The 17,009-nt window shown below is 56.6% G+C and carries 15 protein-coding genes and 1 pseudogene; 11 read left to right on the forward strand and 5 right to left on the reverse strand.

Translation table 11 applies throughout. From position 1 onward, the window contains the following. The 5 genes from HMPREF9007_RS09645 to HMPREF9007_RS09625 form a co-directional block, all read right to left on the reverse strand. Window positions 1-1,407, reverse strand: a 1,407-nt coding sequence (locus HMPREF9007_RS09645) for a toxin glutamine deamidase domain-containing protein (RefSeq protein WP_008762174.1), incomplete at its 3' end; no start/stop codon positions are given. Beyond that, the gene (locus HMPREF9007_RS09640; RefSeq protein WP_008762175.1) at window positions 1,401-2,777 is read right to left on the reverse strand and encodes a DUF935 family protein; all 1,377 of its coding nucleotides are present in this window, start codon (window positions 2,775-2,777) and stop codon (window positions 1,401-1,403) included. The genes HMPREF9007_RS09645 and HMPREF9007_RS09640, both read right to left, overlap by 7 nt. Before the next feature lies 1 nt (window position 2,778). Then, a complete protein-coding gene (locus tag HMPREF9007_RS09635; RefSeq protein ID WP_008762176.1) occupies window positions 2,779-3,204 on the reverse strand; it encodes a phage protein Gp36 family protein in 426 nt (141 codons plus the stop codon). Between the two features lie 19 nt (window positions 3,205-3,223). Next, window positions 3,224-4,792, reverse strand: coding sequence for a hypothetical protein (locus HMPREF9007_RS09630; RefSeq protein ID WP_008762177.1), 1,569 nt, complete (start codon window positions 4,790-4,792; stop codon window positions 3,224-3,226). A 2-nt stretch (window positions 4,793-4,794) separates the two neighbouring features. Beyond that, on the reverse strand, window positions 4,795-5,241 hold the full coding sequence (locus tag HMPREF9007_RS09625) for a helix-turn-helix domain-containing protein (protein ID WP_008762178.1): 447 nt from the start codon (window positions 5,239-5,241) through the stop codon (window positions 4,795-4,797). Between the two features lie 198 nt (window positions 5,242-5,439). Here HMPREF9007_RS09625 and HMPREF9007_RS09620 point away from each other — a divergent pair, with 198 nt between their 5' ends. The 11 genes and pseudogenes from HMPREF9007_RS09620 to HMPREF9007_RS09570 form a co-directional block, all read left to right on the forward strand. Beyond that, window positions 5,440-6,474: a head maturation protease, ClpP-related gene (locus HMPREF9007_RS09620; RefSeq protein ID WP_032850557.1), complete on the forward strand. Its 1,035-nt coding sequence runs from the start codon at window positions 5,440-5,442 to the stop codon at window positions 6,472-6,474. A gap of 14 nt (window positions 6,475-6,488) precedes the next feature. Continuing rightward, window positions 6,489-7,712: a BACON domain-containing protein gene (locus tag HMPREF9007_RS09615; RefSeq protein WP_008762180.1), complete on the forward strand. Its 1,224-nt coding sequence runs from the start codon at window positions 6,489-6,491 to the stop codon at window positions 7,710-7,712. Beyond that, window positions 7,712-8,176 (forward strand): N-acetylmuramoyl-L-alanine amidase, encoded by a 465-nt coding sequence (locus HMPREF9007_RS09610; RefSeq protein ID WP_008762181.1) that lies wholly within the window; start codon window positions 7,712-7,714, stop codon window positions 8,174-8,176. The genes HMPREF9007_RS09615 and HMPREF9007_RS09610 overlap by 1 nt, the downstream gene beginning before the upstream one ends. 113 nt (window positions 8,177-8,289) lie before the next feature. Further along, entirely contained in the window at window positions 8,290-8,766 is a 477-nt protein-coding gene (locus HMPREF9007_RS09605; protein WP_229030887.1) for a hypothetical protein, read from the forward strand. Next, window positions 8,738-9,127 carry a hypothetical protein gene (locus HMPREF9007_RS09600; protein WP_128567862.1) on the forward strand — a complete coding sequence of 130 codons (390 nt, stop codon included), beginning with the start codon at window positions 8,738-8,740 and terminating at the stop codon, window positions 9,125-9,127. Before HMPREF9007_RS09605 ends, HMPREF9007_RS09600 begins: the two co-directional genes overlap by 29 nt. Beyond that, the gene (locus HMPREF9007_RS09595; RefSeq protein WP_008762184.1) at window positions 9,117-9,614 is read left to right on the forward strand and encodes a hypothetical protein; all 498 of its coding nucleotides are present in this window, start codon (window positions 9,117-9,119) and stop codon (window positions 9,612-9,614) included. The genes HMPREF9007_RS09600 and HMPREF9007_RS09595 overlap by 11 nt, the downstream gene beginning before the upstream one ends. A 3-nt stretch (window positions 9,615-9,617) precedes the next feature. Continuing rightward, the gene (locus HMPREF9007_RS09590; protein WP_008762185.1) at window positions 9,618-10,109 is read left to right on the forward strand and encodes a hypothetical protein; all 492 of its coding nucleotides are present in this window, start codon (window positions 9,618-9,620) and stop codon (window positions 10,107-10,109) included. A 38-nt stretch (window positions 10,110-10,147) separates the two neighbouring features. Further along, window positions 10,148-10,372: a hypothetical protein gene (locus HMPREF9007_RS09585; RefSeq protein WP_032850519.1), complete on the forward strand. Its 225-nt coding sequence runs from the start codon at window positions 10,148-10,150 to the stop codon at window positions 10,370-10,372. Between the two features lie 3 nt (window positions 10,373-10,375). Continuing rightward, window positions 10,376-14,503: a hypothetical protein gene (locus HMPREF9007_RS09580; RefSeq protein WP_032850520.1), complete on the forward strand. Its 4,128-nt coding sequence runs from the start codon at window positions 10,376-10,378 to the stop codon at window positions 14,501-14,503. Between the two features lie 2 nt (window positions 14,504-14,505). After that, window positions 14,506-14,970, forward strand: coding sequence for a hypothetical protein (locus HMPREF9007_RS09575; RefSeq protein WP_008762188.1), 465 nt, complete (start codon window positions 14,506-14,508; stop codon window positions 14,968-14,970). Between the two features lie 24 nt (window positions 14,971-14,994). Continuing rightward, window positions 14,995-17,009 (forward strand): annotated as a pseudogene (locus tag HMPREF9007_RS09570) (hypothetical protein); the annotation flags it as partial.

Here is a 17,009-nt window from a genome sequence, read left to right on the forward strand (position 1 = left end):
ATTTACCAGTTTGTTGTCTATTCTTATCACTCCCACGCGGTTGGCTTTCATGCTCTGTATGTAATTGCTTGCATCATCCTTTCCGGTTTGCGGGTCGAAGAACCTTATTTTCCCTTCGGACACCTCCGCACAGAACACGTGTGCGGAACCGCCTTTCCAGGCACAATATATCTCATATATTCCGTCCTCGCTGAATTTTTCCCTGAAGTATTCCTTCAGCCGGTTCGCATTCATTACTTGATATCCCTTTCTGACCTGCCATTTATAGGTATAGTCATAATCCGGCTTTGTTCCGTCCCGGTTCAGGAAACGTTCTTCCCATGTGATGCCTTGTTTTGCCATTTCGTTGTATGCGCTTTGCCGGATGTTGGGTTTTGCCTCGGTGTCGAACCCTAACCTTCTGAGCATGTGTGTCACGGTGCAGGTCTGGCAATTTACGCGGTATCCTTCCTCTTTCCCGAATTTCGGATTTTCCTTTCCCTTGTTCGCCTGTTCGTATGTCATCGGTTTGCCTTTGGTGATACCGAGGGCCTTTTCTATCCTGAGGTTGTTGTGGGCGATGTCGGTTTTTTCCTCCAGCGTCAGGTTGTCCGGCATTTCGGCTATCATCTCGTTGATGCGCCTGGTTAGTGCGTCCACGGCTTTTCTGGCTCCCGGGTGCGCTTCAGTAATGTAGGGATGTTTGTCTGAAAACAATTTGCCATCTTTTCCCGGATTGTTTTCCAGACCGTCATGTGCCTTGTTTCGCCCGTTCTCGTCCGGTACCGCTGTCGGCGCTTCATCCGTTGACGAGAGCGTGCACTTGCAGTTCCACCGGTCCCCCGGCCTGTGCACGTTCCAGAACGGATCATCGACGGGGCGTATGGTTCCCCAGAACACGCGGTGGTCCGCTCCCGGGTGTACGGATGTCGAGGGCATCCATTTGAGGTTCGGCAGGATATCCTTCTCCCGCTCGAACTGTCTCCAGTCGGCCGCCTGATGCGCCCGTATGACTGCCGTGTCGTATTCGGTACGCAGCCAGTCTACCATCTGGTGGTCCGCTATGGGCATGGCGAGTTTCAGCCACTGTTCAAACGGCCTTAAATTGCCGTTTTCGTCCAGCAGTAGTGCCGCCATGTCGTTTTGTGCCCGATGTACCTTGAACGCGGCAAATACGGCGTTGTTCGTCCGTATTTCGCGGTAGAAGTCATAATCCGGATCATCGGGCTTTCGTACTCCGAACCCCTTGTCGGTGGCTTTGTTCATTGTTTTCCACGTGGCCTCGAACAGGTTCTCCTCGATGTCGGTCATGGGATGGAAATCCTTGCTGTATATGTTCTTCAGGGCTTTCCCCAGTACCTCCTCATCAAAAGAAAACACGTTTTCCACCTGCTTGTTTTCCAACCGGTAGAGGTCGTTCATCACCATTCTAAAGCTGCCCCGTCTTTCCCCGGGGCTTTCGCGAAAAAACGTTTCAGCCAGTTATACGCGTTTTTAAGGGCGTTTTTCTTCTCTTTGGGAGCTTCTTTGCCGGTTTCCGGTATCTCCTCCTCTTCATCCTCCCGTTCCCCGGTGGTTGCCGCTTTCTCTTTCGCCTTCTGTATTTCGGCCGCTCCGGCTTCCTGCCGTTTTTTCAGTTCGTTGTAGTCTGTCGGCTTCTCGATCCCGAATTCCTCGTACAGATAATCGTCTCCCACCGGCAGGCCGAAGTTCGTACGCAGCTGGGTGAGGATGCTCATCTTCTTCTCCGGTTCGATGACTTTCTTTTCCGGGTAGCAGAACTCGCCGCCGGTGGTGTCTATCCCGAGCATGGCGAATATGTCGGTCATGTTGTAGTTGAGCACGTCCAGGATGTCCTGCCGGTCCGCCAGCGTGACCTTCTCCTCCACGTCCTTGTGGACGGTTCCGAGTGCCTGTGTTCCCTTGTCCGATGCCTCGGTGGTGAGCGTGTTCCCGAGGAACAGTTTCGATATCTCGCTGTTGCACCGTTCGCAGAGCTTGTCATACAGGTCGGAGCTTCCGGTCTTGTTCGCCGCTTCCCTGAGTTCCATCATTGTTTCCTGGGCGTGCACGAATACCGACATGCTTCCGGTACTTTCCGCGTCCGCCAGCGCCCTCTGCCGTGCCTCGTCGTCATCCGTGGGGTATGTGTATTCCCGGATGGGTGCGCCGAACACTTCCGCGAACTGTGCCCAGTCCGCCACGTCGTTCCGCTTGTATATCACCCATACGGCCGCCTTTGCGAGCATCCCGAGCTCTTCCGGTTCCCCGATGAACAGCAGGTCGGGGTATTCGTCCCAGGATGTTCCTGTGGTGTCCGTCTGGTGGCGCAGTATGAGCCTGCGCACCGGATCCACATGCTTGCGCGGTATCCGGTCATAGTTTACCCATTCCCCTTTGCGGTAGAACTGTACGAGCGTGAACCCCCAGAATTTCGCGTCCAGGATGTCGCCTATGAGGCGCCGGAACCACGGGGAGCGTATCTGTTCGTTTACCGCCTTGTCCGGCTTTCCGTTACGTCTGAACTCGATGACGGAGGAGAGCACGGCGTTTTTCCGTTTCTCGATGACACTTGTCAGGTGCGTGTCCATGAGAATGTCCTCATACAGGTCGTATAATCTGAACCTTCTGGAGTAATCCACGTTCTCGAAGGCCCGTATGGCCAGCATATAATCCGCTATGTCTATGCCGAAGCGTTTGGGTTGTGTCAGTATGATGGTTGCGGGTCCTTTCTGCCCGGGCCTCGGCAGGTTTCCGCTTTTGGTTATCTTTCCGGCCCTTTTCTGTCTTTTGCTCATGTTACCAGTGGTTTACACGTTTACGATTGCTTTTGATAAGGAAATTTGATTTTGCCGCCCTTGTCTCTTCGGGAAGCAGGGGCAGCCCGTCCGCGGATATCTCTTCGGCCGCTACCGCCCTGAGCCATTCGACGGCCCTTTCGTAGCGTTCCTTGCGCAGGGGTGAAAGGTTCCTCGGGTTGTGGATGCTGAAAATATGGTACACTGCGATGTCTATGGCCATCATCAGCACGAGCTGGCTCCGTTCGTCTCCGGTCCGGGTGAATATCCTGTCACAGTCATAGCGCTTGGAGAGGTAGCACCGCATCTCTTCGACGGCCCGGTCCTCGCATATCTCCACGACGGCATTGTCCTCCCTTGTCAGCGCGTCCAGTATCTCGCGGTGGATGCTCGCGTCGTAATCTGTAAGTTCTATAAATTTGCTCATGTGGGTAAAGTATTAAAGTTTACAGTCTGTACTTGTTGTGCGCCCGCATCTTCCTTGTGGAGATGACGGCCGGTTTTTCGGCCTGGTGCGCCTTGCGGTCTATGATGCGGTTTCCTCCCTCCACGCAGTCGGGTCCGTCCGCCGGATACGTCAGCATGAGGTTGAAGAGGCTGAACTGGTCGGTGAGCAGCTTCATGTGCGGGTTGTCCTTTTCCGCCTCGTTGAAGATGAGGTTCCCTTCGCTGTTGAGGGGTTCCAGGTTTGTCTCGATACGTGTGGCCTTGTCCGTTTTCTTCTCCTCGTCCCCCTGGATGTAGAGGGATATCTTCCTTTGCCGGCGTATGCGCCTGATGATGGGCTGGAACACCTGCTGGAAAAAAGGGTCCTGCAACTTGTTGTTCTCCATGTAGCAGTACACGTTCGTTTTCCCGTTCACGAATTCCAGCAGTCTGATGTACCATTCGATAAACGTGGCGTTTGTCTCCCTTCCGAGGAACCCCTTGATGACGTAGAGCTTTCCGGCCAGTTTGCCGAGCAGGAACACCGCCTTCGTGGAGCTCTTCTTCGTCTTGTTCTCGCCGGGCGCGGGGTCGCCGTAGATGACCAGGAACTTGAACTTCGAGAGCGCCGGCACTTTCCCGTAGATGATGTCCTTGAATATCTCTCCCTCGGCTACCGGGTTGTTGAAGAACTCCTTCTGTCGTGCCGCCGCGCTGACCAGCGAGAGGAAGAGGTCTATATCCTCTTCCGAGTTTTTCTGCGGCCACACAGAGACTCCGTTCCTGTCGCGTATGTTGATGATGTCCACGTGCCCGATGCCCTTTTCCTTCAGTTCCGTGGCCTTTTCAATGGCCCTTTTTATGCAGCAGTCCGCTGCGATGATGTTCCCGTTGAAGAGTATGCGGTAGTTTCCCGATACGGACATGGTCGGTATCAGGGCTTCCTCCAGCCATTTCCATTTTGTCTTGATACGTTCCGGGTTCCGGCATTCCTCGTCGGTATCGATATCGTCCACCAGGATGAAGTCCGGCCGGAAGTTCTTGTTACGGGTACCGCGCGGTGACTGTCCGGCCCCGATGGCCCGGAAAGAACATCCCGCCATGATGGTGAATTCCCCCGTTTCCCAATATCCGGGTTTCTTCTGCATCCCGTAATCCTGGATGATTCTTTGGTTTTCCTCGAAGTTGGCCATGAAAGGAAGCAGGAGCCTTTGGGCGTTGTCCTGCGAGTTGGAGATCAGCAGTACGTTGCGTACTTTTCCTGTAATTGCCAGTTTTGAGATTTCCATCATGGACCGTGCGGACTTCGCCAGCTCCCGCGACCATGCGCGTACCTCGTACCACCGGTTGTTCCTTGTCAACCTTCTGGTGGCTTTCTTGTGGAAGTCCGCCGCCTCGCATGAATAGTACATGGCGAAGTAATACCGGAACCACTCCTCGTCATCCTTTTCGAGCCTTTCCCTGCGTGCGCGTATTTCCGCTTCCGTGTCCGAGGGGTTGATGTCCGAATTCTCGCGTATGGATGCGATCAGTTCCTCCCATTCGACAAGTGCCGTGCGGTCCTGCGGTGTAAGTCTTTTCTTTGCCATGGTTATGAGACTTTTGATTTTACGAACGCGTCAAGCAGCGGCGTCACTTCTTTCGCCTGCGTGGGGTCGGACGCGCGCAGCCATTTAAGCAGGTCGGAGAATACGGATATGATGTCCGAGAGCCCGACTTCCGTCTCCATCTTCTTGATGGCGTTCGACAGTTTGGATATGGTGTCGGCTTCGGCTGTGTTCGGGAAGCGTTCCCCCGCCGGTCTGGCCATGATGGCGTTGTTGAGCTCGGCCAGCTGGCGGTACAGGCTTTTCAGTTGCTCCTCGCGTGTGATGGTGATGGATGTCTTGAGCATCTCCCATCCGTTCTTGCCTATCCAGTTGTTCACCGTGATGCGTGACACCCCCACGCGTTCGGCTATCTCCTGCTGCGTGAGGTTCTCTTTCAGGTAGAGCGTCTTCGCCCATTCCCTTTTTTGCTGCATGCTTAGTTCGGTCATATTTCCTCCTTTTTTACGTGCAAAATTGATAAGGAAAAGGGGCGGAAAAAAACGCGTGCCGCATGATGACACTTTAAAACTTCATGACAGCGTTTTAAACTGAGTGTGATGAATATGCGGTTTGAAAAACGGCTTTAATCCCCCTAATTTCGCACCGTGAACTTCGCGGGGAACACCCGCCTAAAAGACTATATAAGCATGAAAAAGTTTTTCAACATCATACCCGGGGAAGACGCCTGTTGTATCCTCCTTTACGGTGACATCGGTGATTATGACGGCAATGTGCGCAGCGGGGATATCGCCCGCGAGCTTCTGGAGGCCGAGGCCTTGTCCGGCAGGATTGACGTTCGTATCAACAGCAACGGCGGCGAGGTGTATGCGGGCATCGCCATTTTCAACGCCCTGAAAAACAGCAAGGCTGACATCACCATTTACGTGGACGGCATCGCCGCCAGCATGGCCTCCGTCATCGCCCTTTGCGGCAAACCGGTACAGATGAGCCGTTATGCCCGTCTGATGCTTCACAGTGTCCAGGGAGGCTGTTACGGCAACAAGGAGGAGATGCGGGGGTGCATCCGCGAGATCGAATCGCTGGAGGACACCCTTTGCGAGATGTATGCCGCCCGCATGGGAAAGGACAAAGAGGAAATCCGCTCGTTGTATTTTGACGGCAAAGACCACTGGCTGCGTGCCGATGAAGCGCTGGCGCTTGGTCTTATTGACGGTATCTATGATGCCGACCCCCTTCCGGAGGACAGTACCCCTGAACAGGTATTCCAAATATTCAATAACCGGCTGCACAAGCCACAAAACAAGAGTAACATGAATTTAGACGAACTGAAGAAACGTCCGCGGTTCAAGAACTGCGTGACAGATGACGATTTTCTCCGTGAAGTCGGGCTTCTGGAAACGGAAGCCGGGAAAGTTCCGGGCCTTGATGCCGAAGTCACCCGCCTGAAGGGTGAGTTGAAGGAGTTCCGGGACAAGGCGGATGCGGATGAAGCCGCCGCCCGTAAGAAACTGCTTGATGACGCGGAGAATGACGGGCGTATCGACGCCACCACCCGCCCCATCTATGAGAACCTTTTGTCCAAGGACCGCGAAAACGGGGAAAAGGCGCTGGAGAAACTCTCCCCGAAACGTAAAGTCATGACCGACCTGCGTGTGAACCCGACAAATGAAAGTCCCTGGAACAAGCGCATGACCGAGATTAAGGACAAGTTGAAACATTAATAAAAATATTTGCTATGGCAATAGTAGTAAGAAACACCAACTACAACGGTGAGGTACTGGAGAAGATCCTGGTACTCGCCTGTACCGGGAACGACCTTGTGGAAAAAGGCCTGATCATGGTGATCCCCGGCGTCGAGAAGAAAATCAGCCTGCCGCGTATCAAGACCGGCAAGATGCTCCAGAAACGCAAGGAGAACCCGGGCCTGGAGGATTCGAAGGGTAACTTCAATTACTCGGAGAAGTCCCTGGATCCGGAGGATTTCATGGCGTTCACCACTTTCAACCCCCGCGCTTTCGAGCATATCTGGCGCAAGTGGCAGCCGAAAGGCAACCTTGTGTTTGCCGAACTTCCTCCCGAAGCCCAGAACACGCTGCTTGATGAACTCAGCAAGAGTGTGAAATTCGAGTTGGGCTGGCATTACATCAACGGCGAGTTCGGGAGTGATGACGACCACCTTTTTAACGGTATCCTGACACAGGCTGCCAAGGACTCGGACGTGATAGTGGTCCCGGCTCCTGCCGATACTTCCATGATCGGCAAGTTGAAGGCTGTCCGCAAGGCCATTCCGAAAGCCCTGCGCGAGAACCCGAACCTGCGTATCCTGATGAGCATCGATGACTTTGACAAGTACGATGACGAACTGACCGAACGCGAGTACAAGAATACGAGCGAGACGGACATCAACAAGAAGCGTTACAAGGGTATCACCATCGAGACGCTGAACTCCTGGCCTGATGACCTTATCGTGGCCACGCTCTGCTCGATGAGCGCCGACGGCAACCTTTTCGCTGGTGTGAATCTCCAGGACGACGAGGAGGTGATCCAGATTGACAAGTGGATGAACTCCAGCGAGCTGTACTTCTTCAAGCTGCTTATGAAGGCCGACACGGAAATCGCCTTCGGTGAGGAGTTTGTGGTGCTTGACACCCGTACCGACCCGGTGTTCAAGGCGGTGGAACGTACCATTTCAGCCGACCCTTCCGCCCTTTCGTTCAAGGCCGCAGGTGAGAGCAAGTATGTGACAGTCACTGCATCCGGTGATTATAGTGTGACATCCGTCCCTGCCGGTTTTACGGCGGTCGGTACCGATGACGGGCTGAAAATTACCGCCGAGGTGAACAGTAGCGGCAAAGCAGTATCCGGTACGCTTGTGGTAAGCCTGGACGCTGATCCGGAAAAGAAGGTTGAAATAGCGTTGTCCCAGGTGGCCGCTGATGACGAGGAAGGCGGTGCGTGATGGGCAGGCTGAAGTATCTGGTCATTCATTGCACGGCTACGCCTGAAGGGCGTGAAGTCAGTGGCGCAGAGATTCGCGCCTGGCACACGAACCCGGTATCCAAGGGTGGCCGCGGCTGGAAACAGGTCGGGTATACTGACTTGTTCCATCTGAATGGCGGCGTGGAACGCCTGGTGGACAACAACGAGGACGCGAACGTGGACCCTTGGGAAATCACCAACGGCGTGGCCGGCTATAATTCCGTCAGCCGTCATATCGTGTATGCCGGCGGTGTAGCCAAAGACGGCAAGACCCCGAAGGACACGCGTACGGCGTGCCAGAAGCGTGCGCTTGAGAAGTACGTGAAAGACTTCCACCGCCGTTTTCCTGATGTGCGTATCGTGGGGCATAACGAACTGGCGGCCAAAGCCTGCCCCAGTTTTGACGTGCGTAAGTGGCTTGTTTCAATAGGTATCAGACAATAATAAACGGCAAGAAGATGGACACCCTGATAAATTTTTTAATGTTCGCCCTCCCCGGCGGTTTTGTCGGAAGCATCTTCACCTGGCTGTTCGGCCGGCGCAAGCGTGACAACGACATGCTGTCCCAGCTTCAGGCGTCCATCAACCTGCTGAGTGAGGAGAACCGCAAGATTCTGGAGGAGAACGTGCAGCTCCGGCGCGAGAATGCCGACCTGAAAGCGAACCAGGAGGAGATGATCCTGAAGCTGTCGTGCCTGACGAAAGAGGTCGAGCGGTTAAGAAAAGTAATAAGTAAACAATCGGTAAATGATGAAAGACAGAATCCGGGGGTGGACCCCCGTAATCCTATTATTGCTCGCCGTGTTCCTGCTGGCAGGATGCGGCACGTCCAAAGAGAGCCGGAACCTTCAGAGACAGGGCACGGTGCGGGCGGAGAGAATGACAGACAGCGCCGCCGTGTCCGCGGACGTGGCAGTAACAGCGGTGCGCAAAATGCAGGATCTTTTGGCGGACCGCCGGAGTTCGACCCTGATGCAGGAACCGGTTCCGGCACAGGAGGCGACTTTGACGATTCCCTTTCAGAACCTCCTTGACCTTCCCGAGGGTGCCGGTTACCGGCACCGGGACGGGCGTGCCTCGGTCGATATCCGCAGGCAGGGGGATTCCCTGGCAGTCACCGGGCATTGCGATTCGCTCATGCGGCGCTGCCTATTCTATGAAGAAGAAGTTTTTCGAAGGCAGGTCCGGGAAGACAGCCTGCTGCAAACAGTTGAGTTCTATAAGCAGGAACTTGTGCGTATTCGTAGCGAAACCGAACAGGACATAACAGAGGTCAAAACGGAGTTCAAACAACGTTTTAACCCCGTTAAAATCTCCCTCATTGCCTTTATCGCCGGTATGGCATCCGGCATAGTATTAACCGTTTTAATAAAGAGACGACTGTATGAAAAATAACAAGAATTTCATTTATGGCATCGCCGTCGTTACGTTCGGTGCCATGACTATCGGCTGGATCGAGAAGGGCAGCTGGGACTGGGGCGGCACGAAGCCCGAGAGTGTCGATGTCGAGGCCGAGCAGGTTCCCGACGCCCCCGTCCTGACATTGCTCCAGAAGAACGGGCAGGTATCGCCCACGTTCAACCTTATCCAGCTGGACTATAAGAATATCAAGGCCGTTTTGGGCGGCACGCTTGTAGGTCCGGCGGATGCCCCGACCGGCTGGAAGGCCCCGACCGAACTGGTGAACCTTTCGGGTCCGTGGACCATCAAGTTCGTATCCGGGCAGACGATGTCCATCCCGAACGGTACGATCCTTGCGAACCTCGGCGGGAAGCTGACGCTGACGGAGGTTTCCAAGCTGGAATGCCAGCTGAAGGTGAACAAGCCGGAGGACGGCTCTTCCCCTTACGAAATCAATGACACCGCGGCAGTGGAGGGCTAACGCATGGACGAGCGTGAAGCGAGAGAGGTGCAGAGGGAGGCATCCGAGGCATTGCTTGACCTGGGTGTCTCCCTTCCCCTGAAGGAATGGCGCCTGCCTTTCATGAAACGCCCCGTGCGGTGGCGCGTGACCATGCGCCGCCCGCGCCTTGCCGGGCAGATATGCATCGTGAGGCTGTACCTCTCGATGGGTGTCTCCCCCGAGGAGGTTTCCGCCTTTGCCGGGCGTGAGCGGCTGGAGTTCCTGGCACGGAACGGCGTCAAGGTTTCCCGCATGGTGGCCCATACCCTCTGCCGCGGCCCGGTGAGCCGGCGGCTTCTTGTCCGCCCCGTGGCATGGTTCCTGCGTGAGGCCGTGGAGCACCGTTTCCTGCTGGGCGCCCTGGAGAAGTTCATCAGCCTGATGGGGAGCGAGTCTTTTACGAGTATTATCAGCTCGATCGATCGGGCGAACCCGATGAAGTTGAGAATGAGCCAAAGAAGGAAGGGGAGTTAAGGACCGAGTTTGAAGGTTCCCATAGCCCCTTCGGTTTTATCTGGAACATCGCGAGCGCCACCGGCTGGACGGTGGAGTACATCCTGGAGAAGGTGAACTACCAGACGCTCATCCTGATGCTGTCCGACGCCCCGCGTTACGTCCGCCGGTCAGCAGCTGACTCCAAGGTTCCGCAAAGTGGTGGCGGTGGGATTGATCCGGAAGCCGCCGCCCGTGAAGCCGGCGACATAGTGAATTTTTACCAAAGCAATTTAGAACTGTAAACGATGAAGCCCGTAGAAATCGAATTCCTGATGAAGGACAACCTGACGGGGGGCCTTGACAAGGCCGGCCTTGCCGTCGATATCCTTGCCGAGAAATCGGAGAAGGCCGCCGCTGCCATCAACGCCCGTATTTTAGAGCAGCGCAAGGTCATCGACCGGGTGAATTCCGACCTGCACCGGATGGAAACGCAGCTCCAGAACATGAAGCCCGGCCCGGCGCAGGCGGAACTTGCCGCCGACGTGGCGGCCTGCCGCAAGGTCCTGGATGAGGAGCGTGCCGCCCTTGAAGGGCTTGAAAAGGAGCACCGCGAGGCGGAGAAAAGCGTCCGGAACCTCCGTAAGGAGTACGAGCGTATCTCCCTGGAGGAAGAACGCGCCGCCGCCGGCAGCAAGAGCCTGACCGACAAGATCCGGGAGCAGAAGGAAGTCATCGGGCAGATTGAAAGCGACATCAAGTCGCTGGAGAAAGCCTACCAGGGGGCCGCACCCGGCAAGGCGAAGGTAGCCGCTCTGGATGAACTGAACGCCGCGAAGAAAGCGCTTGAAGAGGAAAAGGGCGCCCTTGCCGGGCTCCAGGCTGAACAGGAGAAGACGCGTGCAAGCAGCAAACGCCTTTCCATGCAACTGCGTGAGCTCCAGGACAACATGGCCCGCATGCGTCTGGAAGGGAAACAGGACACCGAGGAGTACCGGAAGATGGCAGCGGAAGCCGCCAACCTTTCCGACACGCTTGCCGACCTGAACACCCAGACGAAAATCCTCTCGCACGATGACGCGAACCTCCAGGGATTCATGTCCGGCGTGAGCGGCCTTGCCGGTCTGTTCACCACGGCCACCGGCGCGCTGTCGCTTTTCGCCTCGGAGAACGAGAACCTGGCGAAAATACAGACCCGCGTCCAGAGCGTGATGGCCATCACGATGGGGCTCCAGCAGGTGTTCAATACCCTGAACAAGGACTCCGCCTTCCGCCTGGTGACGGTCGTGAAGATGAAGAACCTGCTGACAGCCGCCAATACCCGGCTGGCTGTCGCCCTGGGCATTTCCACCGGTGCCGCGCAGGCCCTGATGGCCACGCTTACGTTGGGTCTTTCAGCCGTAATAACGGGAATTATCGTCCTTTGGGATAAATACAGTGACGCGCAGGAAAAAGCGGCGGAAAAAGCGAAAGAACGGGTAAAAATCGAGAGTGACGGCCGCGCACAGATGCTCAAGACCCGTTTCGAGATCGAGAGCACGCTGGCGAGCCTGAAGAAGTTCACCGGCACGAAGGACGAGGAGAAGTCCAAGGTGGAGGAACTGAACCGCAAGTACGGCGAGAGTTTCGGGTATTACGACACGATCGCCCAGTGGTATGACATCCTTCAGAAAAAGGGTGAGAAATACATCCAAATGCTTTTCCTCCAGGCCAAGGTGCAGAGCCTGGTGAACAAGGCCACCGAGGCTGACGAGAAGGTGAACGAGATCAAGGCCAGCAAGCCGGAAGACGTGGACGGCTCGATGGGCTGGTTCGCGCGCATGGGGCTTTACATGGCCCAAAGCGAGTCGTACGGACGGGTGGACGCGCAGTCCATGATATCGGAGTATAACGAGAAGGCGAAGGAAAAGGCCGTACGTGAGGCCGAGGAAGTCCGCGACGGCTACCTGGCTGAAGCCCGGAAGCTCCAGGAGGAATATCTGGATATCGGCAAGGAGTTCGACCTGGGTGACCATGCCAAACCCGACCCGAATGCCGCCAAAAAGGAGAAACAGTCGGAAGAGCAGCGTGCCTCGGAACTTCTGAAGCTCCAGATGAAGAACCGCCAGGCGGAAATCGACCTTCTGAAGGAGAGCGGCGAGAAACGCCGCCGCCAGATCCGCCTGAACTATGACAAGGAGATCGCCGAACTTGCCGCCCAGGAGAAGAAGTGGAAGGACGCGCAGAAGGGTAAACTGACCGGTGAGCAGGAATCCACCCTGAAGGAGGCGCGGGAGAAGGCCGCGGCGGCACGTGACGGCGACCTGGCAAAGGTGACCAGGGAAGAGAACGACGCCGCCCGCCAGTCGATGCTCGACTACCTGAAGGAATATGGTACGTACCAGCAGAAGAAGCTGGCCATCGCCCAGGAGTACGCGGAGAAGATCCGCCGTGCGCAGGAGGAGGGGAACTACAATGAGGTATTGCGCCTTGGCCGCCAGCAGAAAGAAGAAACGGCTGCCGCCGAGATTGCCAGTCTGAAGGCGGATATCGACTGGGACGGCCTTTTCGGCAATTTCGGGGGGCTGCTTGAAGAGCAGCTGCGCCCCACGCTGGTGAAGCTGCGGAAGTATGCCGCCTCCGACGAGTACCGGAATGCCGGTGCCGAGGACAAACAGGTGATCAGCGAGCTGATCGCGAAGCTGGAGGACCGGAGCGCGGGCGGTATTAACCGGAACATGTTCAAGGACGTTTCCCGTGACCTTTCCGCCTACCAGACGACGCTGCGTGAGCTGACAGAGGCCAAGGAAAGGGAGAAGGCCGCCGCTGACGCTTTGGTGGTGGCGCAGGAAAAACAGAAGAAAGCCGCTGAAAGCGGTGACCCCTCCGCCATGAAGGAAGCGGAAGAACTGGTGGCTACCGCGCAGGAAGCTTTCGACGCCGCCTCGGCGAGCGTGGCCACCCTGACAGAGGCGAACGACAAGGCGGCGCAGGACCTGCGCACGTCCAGCACGAACGCCGTTTCATCCCTTACCGGGCTTGCCGAGGGGCTCCAAAGCCTGAAGTCCGGTTCCCTTGCCGGCGTGGCCCAGGGGCTCGGCAAACTGGGCGAGGCGACGAAGAACATGGGCGGTGTGATGGGTACGGTAGGCAGTACCCTTGCCGAGACGTTTTCAAACGGCGGCATCATCGGGCAGATCATCGCGGCGGTGCTTTCCATCCTTGACGTGCTGAAGGAAGGAATCGGTACGCTGGTAAGCGGTATTCTTGATTCCGTGCTCGGTGCGGTGAACGGTATCCTGGAGAACATCCTTTCCGGTGAACTGTTCACGCAGATCGGCAGCTCGCTTTTCTACGGGGTGAGGGACATCCTGGACACGGTGACCTTCGGCCTGTTCTCCTCGCACGGCAATGCCAGGGAGGTGAACGCGTTGGTGGAGCGGCTGACCGAATCGAACAAGTATCTGACCACCGCCATCGAGAAGCTGACCGACGAGATGGCCAGCTCCGGCGGCGCACGTTCCACCGAGTACTACCGGAGCGCCTACGAGAAACAGCAGCAGAAAATCGAGAACGACCGCCAGATGCTCGCGGCAAAGATGGGATACCACAGTTCACATCACTCGAACAACTACTACATCGGTAAGGCCATGGGTAGCGGTGACTGGGACACGGTTTCCGCCTACCTGGGCAAATCGGTGCGGGATACCGCTTCCCTCTGGAGCCTTTCCCCCGAGGAACTGGCGCGGCTCCAGGAACTTCCCGACATCTGGGAGAAACTCCATTCGGGCAAGTACGACCAGAGCCAGTGGCTTGACGAGTACGTCTCTGACGCGAACACGCTGCTGGAACTCCAGAGGCAATGGCAGGAAGCCATCACGGACACCTCTTTCGACGGTATCCGTAGCGGCATGAAGGATCTGCTGAAGGATTTCGAGACGGACTCGAAAGACGTGATCGCGAGTGTGGACGAGTTCATGGAGAACGCCATCCTGAAGTCCATCGTGAACGGCACCTATTCGGACGAGCTGAAGAAATGGCAGGAGACGTTCGCCGAGTTCATGAGCGACGGTATCCTGTCGAAAGAGGAAGCCGACACGTTGCGCACCCGGTACTCGGACATTTTCGAGCGTGCCCGTGCCAAGAAGGAGGAGATGTTTGACACTGCCGGCATCACGGAGGAGGGCAAAGGCACGTCACAGACCGGCCGCGCCGGCGGCTTCTCGGCCATGTCGCAGGACCAGGGCACGAAGCTGGAGGGCATGTTCACTTCGGGCCTGAACCACTGGGTAAGCATTGACGAGAAGACCGAGGACGTGGCGGGCCGCATGGCCAGCGCCGAGGGACACCTGGCAAAGATCGCTGAGAATACCGGTAAAAGCGCCGGTTTCCTCGGCGAGATAAAGGAAGATATAAAACGAATCATACGTGACGGACTAAGAATGAAATCATCATGAGCATGGAACCAATCATGGGCGGGCTGTTCCTTATCAACGGCACCGATATCTGGACGGAGTACGGCGTATTCCTGACCGAAGAGAAGCGCGGCGGGCGTGACAACCTGAAGGCCATCCTTGCCGCGAGCAAGACGAAAGCGCACACCGCCGTGGACATACGCGAGGAGAACGGGGAGAAATATTCCGACATCCTGACAGTGGCCAACGAGGCGCGCGACATCACGCTGGCCTTTGCCCTGTATGCCCCGGGTAAAGGGGAGTGGCTGAAGAAATACATGTCCTTCATCTCCTTCCTGAAAACCGGCGACAAGGGGTGGCTCTCGCTGTATTTCCCGCAGCTGGAGCTGACGCTTCGCGTACATTACCTGGATTGCCCCGGCTTCACCCCGCTGACCTACCTCTGGAAGGAAGGCGTGCAGGCCGGCCGCTTCAAGGTGAAATTCCGCGAACCCGAACCAATCATTTAAACAACGTTCAAACACCATTCGAACATGCTTTTAACGGTATATGACAGTAACAGGCAGGCGAAGGCGGTCCTTTCCCCGGACGACAGCTCGACGCAGGTGAAGGCGATCCAGTCGGACAATATCCTGACACTCTCCTTTACCCTGTACGAATATGTGGCGCTTGAGGTGAACGACTACGTGGATTTCGAGAGCGAGCGCTACTGGCTCCAGGAGCGTTACCTTCCGGATGAACGCAGCACGCAGGAGTGGAAATACGACGTGAAGTTCTACGGCATCGAGAGCCTGATGAGACGTTTCCTCGTCCTGAACGTGGTGGACGGCGACCCGGAACCGGTGTTCACGCTGACCGCCCCGCCCCGGGAACACATGGCCCTGATCGTGAAGTCCATCAATGACGGAATGGGTGGTGTCACCGACTGGAAGGTGGGCCGCGTGGAAGGCACCGAGAACGTGGTTATCGACTACGAGGGGAAGTACTGCCCCGACGCGCTGAAGGAACTCGCCGGCAAGGTGCCGGGCGCCGAGTGGTGGGTGGAAGGCCAGACTGTGAACCTATGCCGTTGCGAACACGGTGAGGAGGTTACCCTGTCCTACGGCAAAGGGCTGACGGAACTTTCCCGCGACAGGGCCGACGGCGCGAAGTTCTACACCCGCCTGTTTCCGATCGGCAGTTCCCGGAACATCGACCCGGAAAAATACGGCCACAGCCGCCTCCAGCTTCCCGACGGTGCCAAATACGTGGATGTGGACACGGACAAGTACGGCATCCACCACCACTACGAGAAGGACGCCTTCGCGGATATTTATCCCCGTCGCGTGGGTACCGTGACCTCTGTACGCAGCGCGCAGGTGACGGATGAGAACGGCAACCCTTTCGTGATCTGGTATTTCCGGGATGACACGCTGAACTTCGATCCCAACGCTTACGAACTTGCCGGCAAGGTGAAACGTGTCTCCTTCCAGGAAGGTGGTGAACTTGCCGGTCTTGGCGAGGAAGAGGACGGCACCTACTATTTCGAGGTGAACTTCGACAGTGACACCCGCGAGTTCGAGATCATCACCATCTGGCCGTATGACGACGACACGCAGCTTCCTGGTGACCGCCTTGTCCCGAAAGCGGGTGACAGGTATATCCTCTGGAATATCTGCATGCCTGACGAATACTATGCGCTTACCGAGGAGGAATACCTGACGGCGGTGAACAGGTACAACGCGGAGAACGCCGTCGACGTTTCCGTGTACAAGGGCCCGACGGACCACGTGTATGTCGAGCGTAACGGAATAGACCTTTACCCGGGCCGCCGCGTCCGGTTGGAAAGCACGGAGTATTTCCCGGAAACGGGCTACCGCTTGAGCCGTATCACGAAAATCACGCGGAAGGTGGCGCTCCCCTCACAGATGGACCTCGAAATCGGTGACGCGCTTTCCACCGGCGTGATGGAAAGCCTGAAGGGGAGTATCGAGGAGGTGAGGAATTATACCAGAACGGCCGGCGCGAACCTTCCTGACATCATAAGGAGCTGGGATAACACGCTTCCCACCGACAACAACCTTTTCTCGGCCAGAAGAAGCCAGGCGGAGTTCATCAGCAAGAAGAAGGCCGACCGTGCGAAAAAGAAAATCACCTTCGAGGAGGGCGTCGGCATCGGTCCGGAGGAGAACGGCCACATCGACGGCAAGGGCAACGCCGAACTGCTGACCCTTGTCGTGCGTGAGCTTCTTCGCAGCCCCAAGTTCGTGGACGGCCTTTTGGGTGAGGGCTGGCAGTTGTGGATGGAGGACGCCCTTTCGCACCTTACCATCGACAAGCTGACGGTGCGCCAGGTCATGGTGGTGCTGGAACTGCTTATCGAGAAGGTTCGCAGCGTGGGCGGCCAGCTCTGTGTGTCCGCGGCCAATGGCAAGATAAAGACCGCCGTTTTGGAGGACGGCTTTTATAAAATCACCTTCGAGCAGGCGAATACCTTCCGGGCGCATGACCTGATGCGCTGCGCTACGTTTACCGGCGGGAACCTGAAAGGCTACTGGGTGGAGGTTGC

The organism is Bacteroides sp. 1_1_14 (assembly GCF_000162515.1).
GTDB classification, from domain to species: domain Bacteria; phylum Bacteroidota; class Bacteroidia; order Bacteroidales; family Bacteroidaceae; genus Bacteroides; species Bacteroides thetaiotaomicron.

Bases quoted from the DNA above. Each gene is read 5' to 3' on its own strand.
- HMPREF9007_RS09640 (WP_008762175.1), bottom strand. From the start codon at position 2,777: ATGAGCAAAAGACAGAAAAGGGCCGGAAAGATAACCAAAAGCGGAAAC.
- HMPREF9007_RS09635 (WP_008762176.1), bottom strand. From the start codon at position 3,204: ATGAGCAAATTTATAGAACTTACAGATTACGACGCGAGCATCCACCGC.
- HMPREF9007_RS09630 (WP_008762177.1), bottom strand. From the start codon at position 4,792: ATGGCAAAGAAAAGACTTACACCGCAGGACCGCACGGCACTTGTCGAA.
- HMPREF9007_RS09625 (WP_008762178.1), bottom strand. From the start codon at position 5,241: ATGACCGAACTAAGCATGCAGCAAAAAAGGGAATGGGCGAAGACGCTC.
- HMPREF9007_RS09620 (WP_032850557.1), top strand. From the start codon at position 5,440: ATGAAAAAGTTTTTCAACATCATACCCGGGGAAGACGCCTGTTGTATC.
- HMPREF9007_RS09615 (WP_008762180.1), top strand. From the start codon at position 6,489: ATGGCAATAGTAGTAAGAAACACCAACTACAACGGTGAGGTACTGGAG.
- HMPREF9007_RS09610 (WP_008762181.1), top strand. From the start codon at position 7,712: ATGGGCAGGCTGAAGTATCTGGTCATTCATTGCACGGCTACGCCTGAA.
- HMPREF9007_RS09605 (WP_229030887.1), top strand. From the start codon at position 8,290: ATGCTGTCCCAGCTTCAGGCGTCCATCAACCTGCTGAGTGAGGAGAAC.
- HMPREF9007_RS09595 (WP_008762184.1), top strand. From the start codon at position 9,117: ATGAAAAATAACAAGAATTTCATTTATGGCATCGCCGTCGTTACGTTC.
- HMPREF9007_RS09590 (WP_008762185.1), top strand. From the start codon at position 9,618: ATGGACGAGCGTGAAGCGAGAGAGGTGCAGAGGGAGGCATCCGAGGCA.
- HMPREF9007_RS09580 (WP_032850520.1), top strand. From the start codon at position 10,376: ATGAAGCCCGTAGAAATCGAATTCCTGATGAAGGACAACCTGACGGGG.
- HMPREF9007_RS09575 (WP_008762188.1), top strand. From the start codon at position 14,506: ATGGAACCAATCATGGGCGGGCTGTTCCTTATCAACGGCACCGATATC.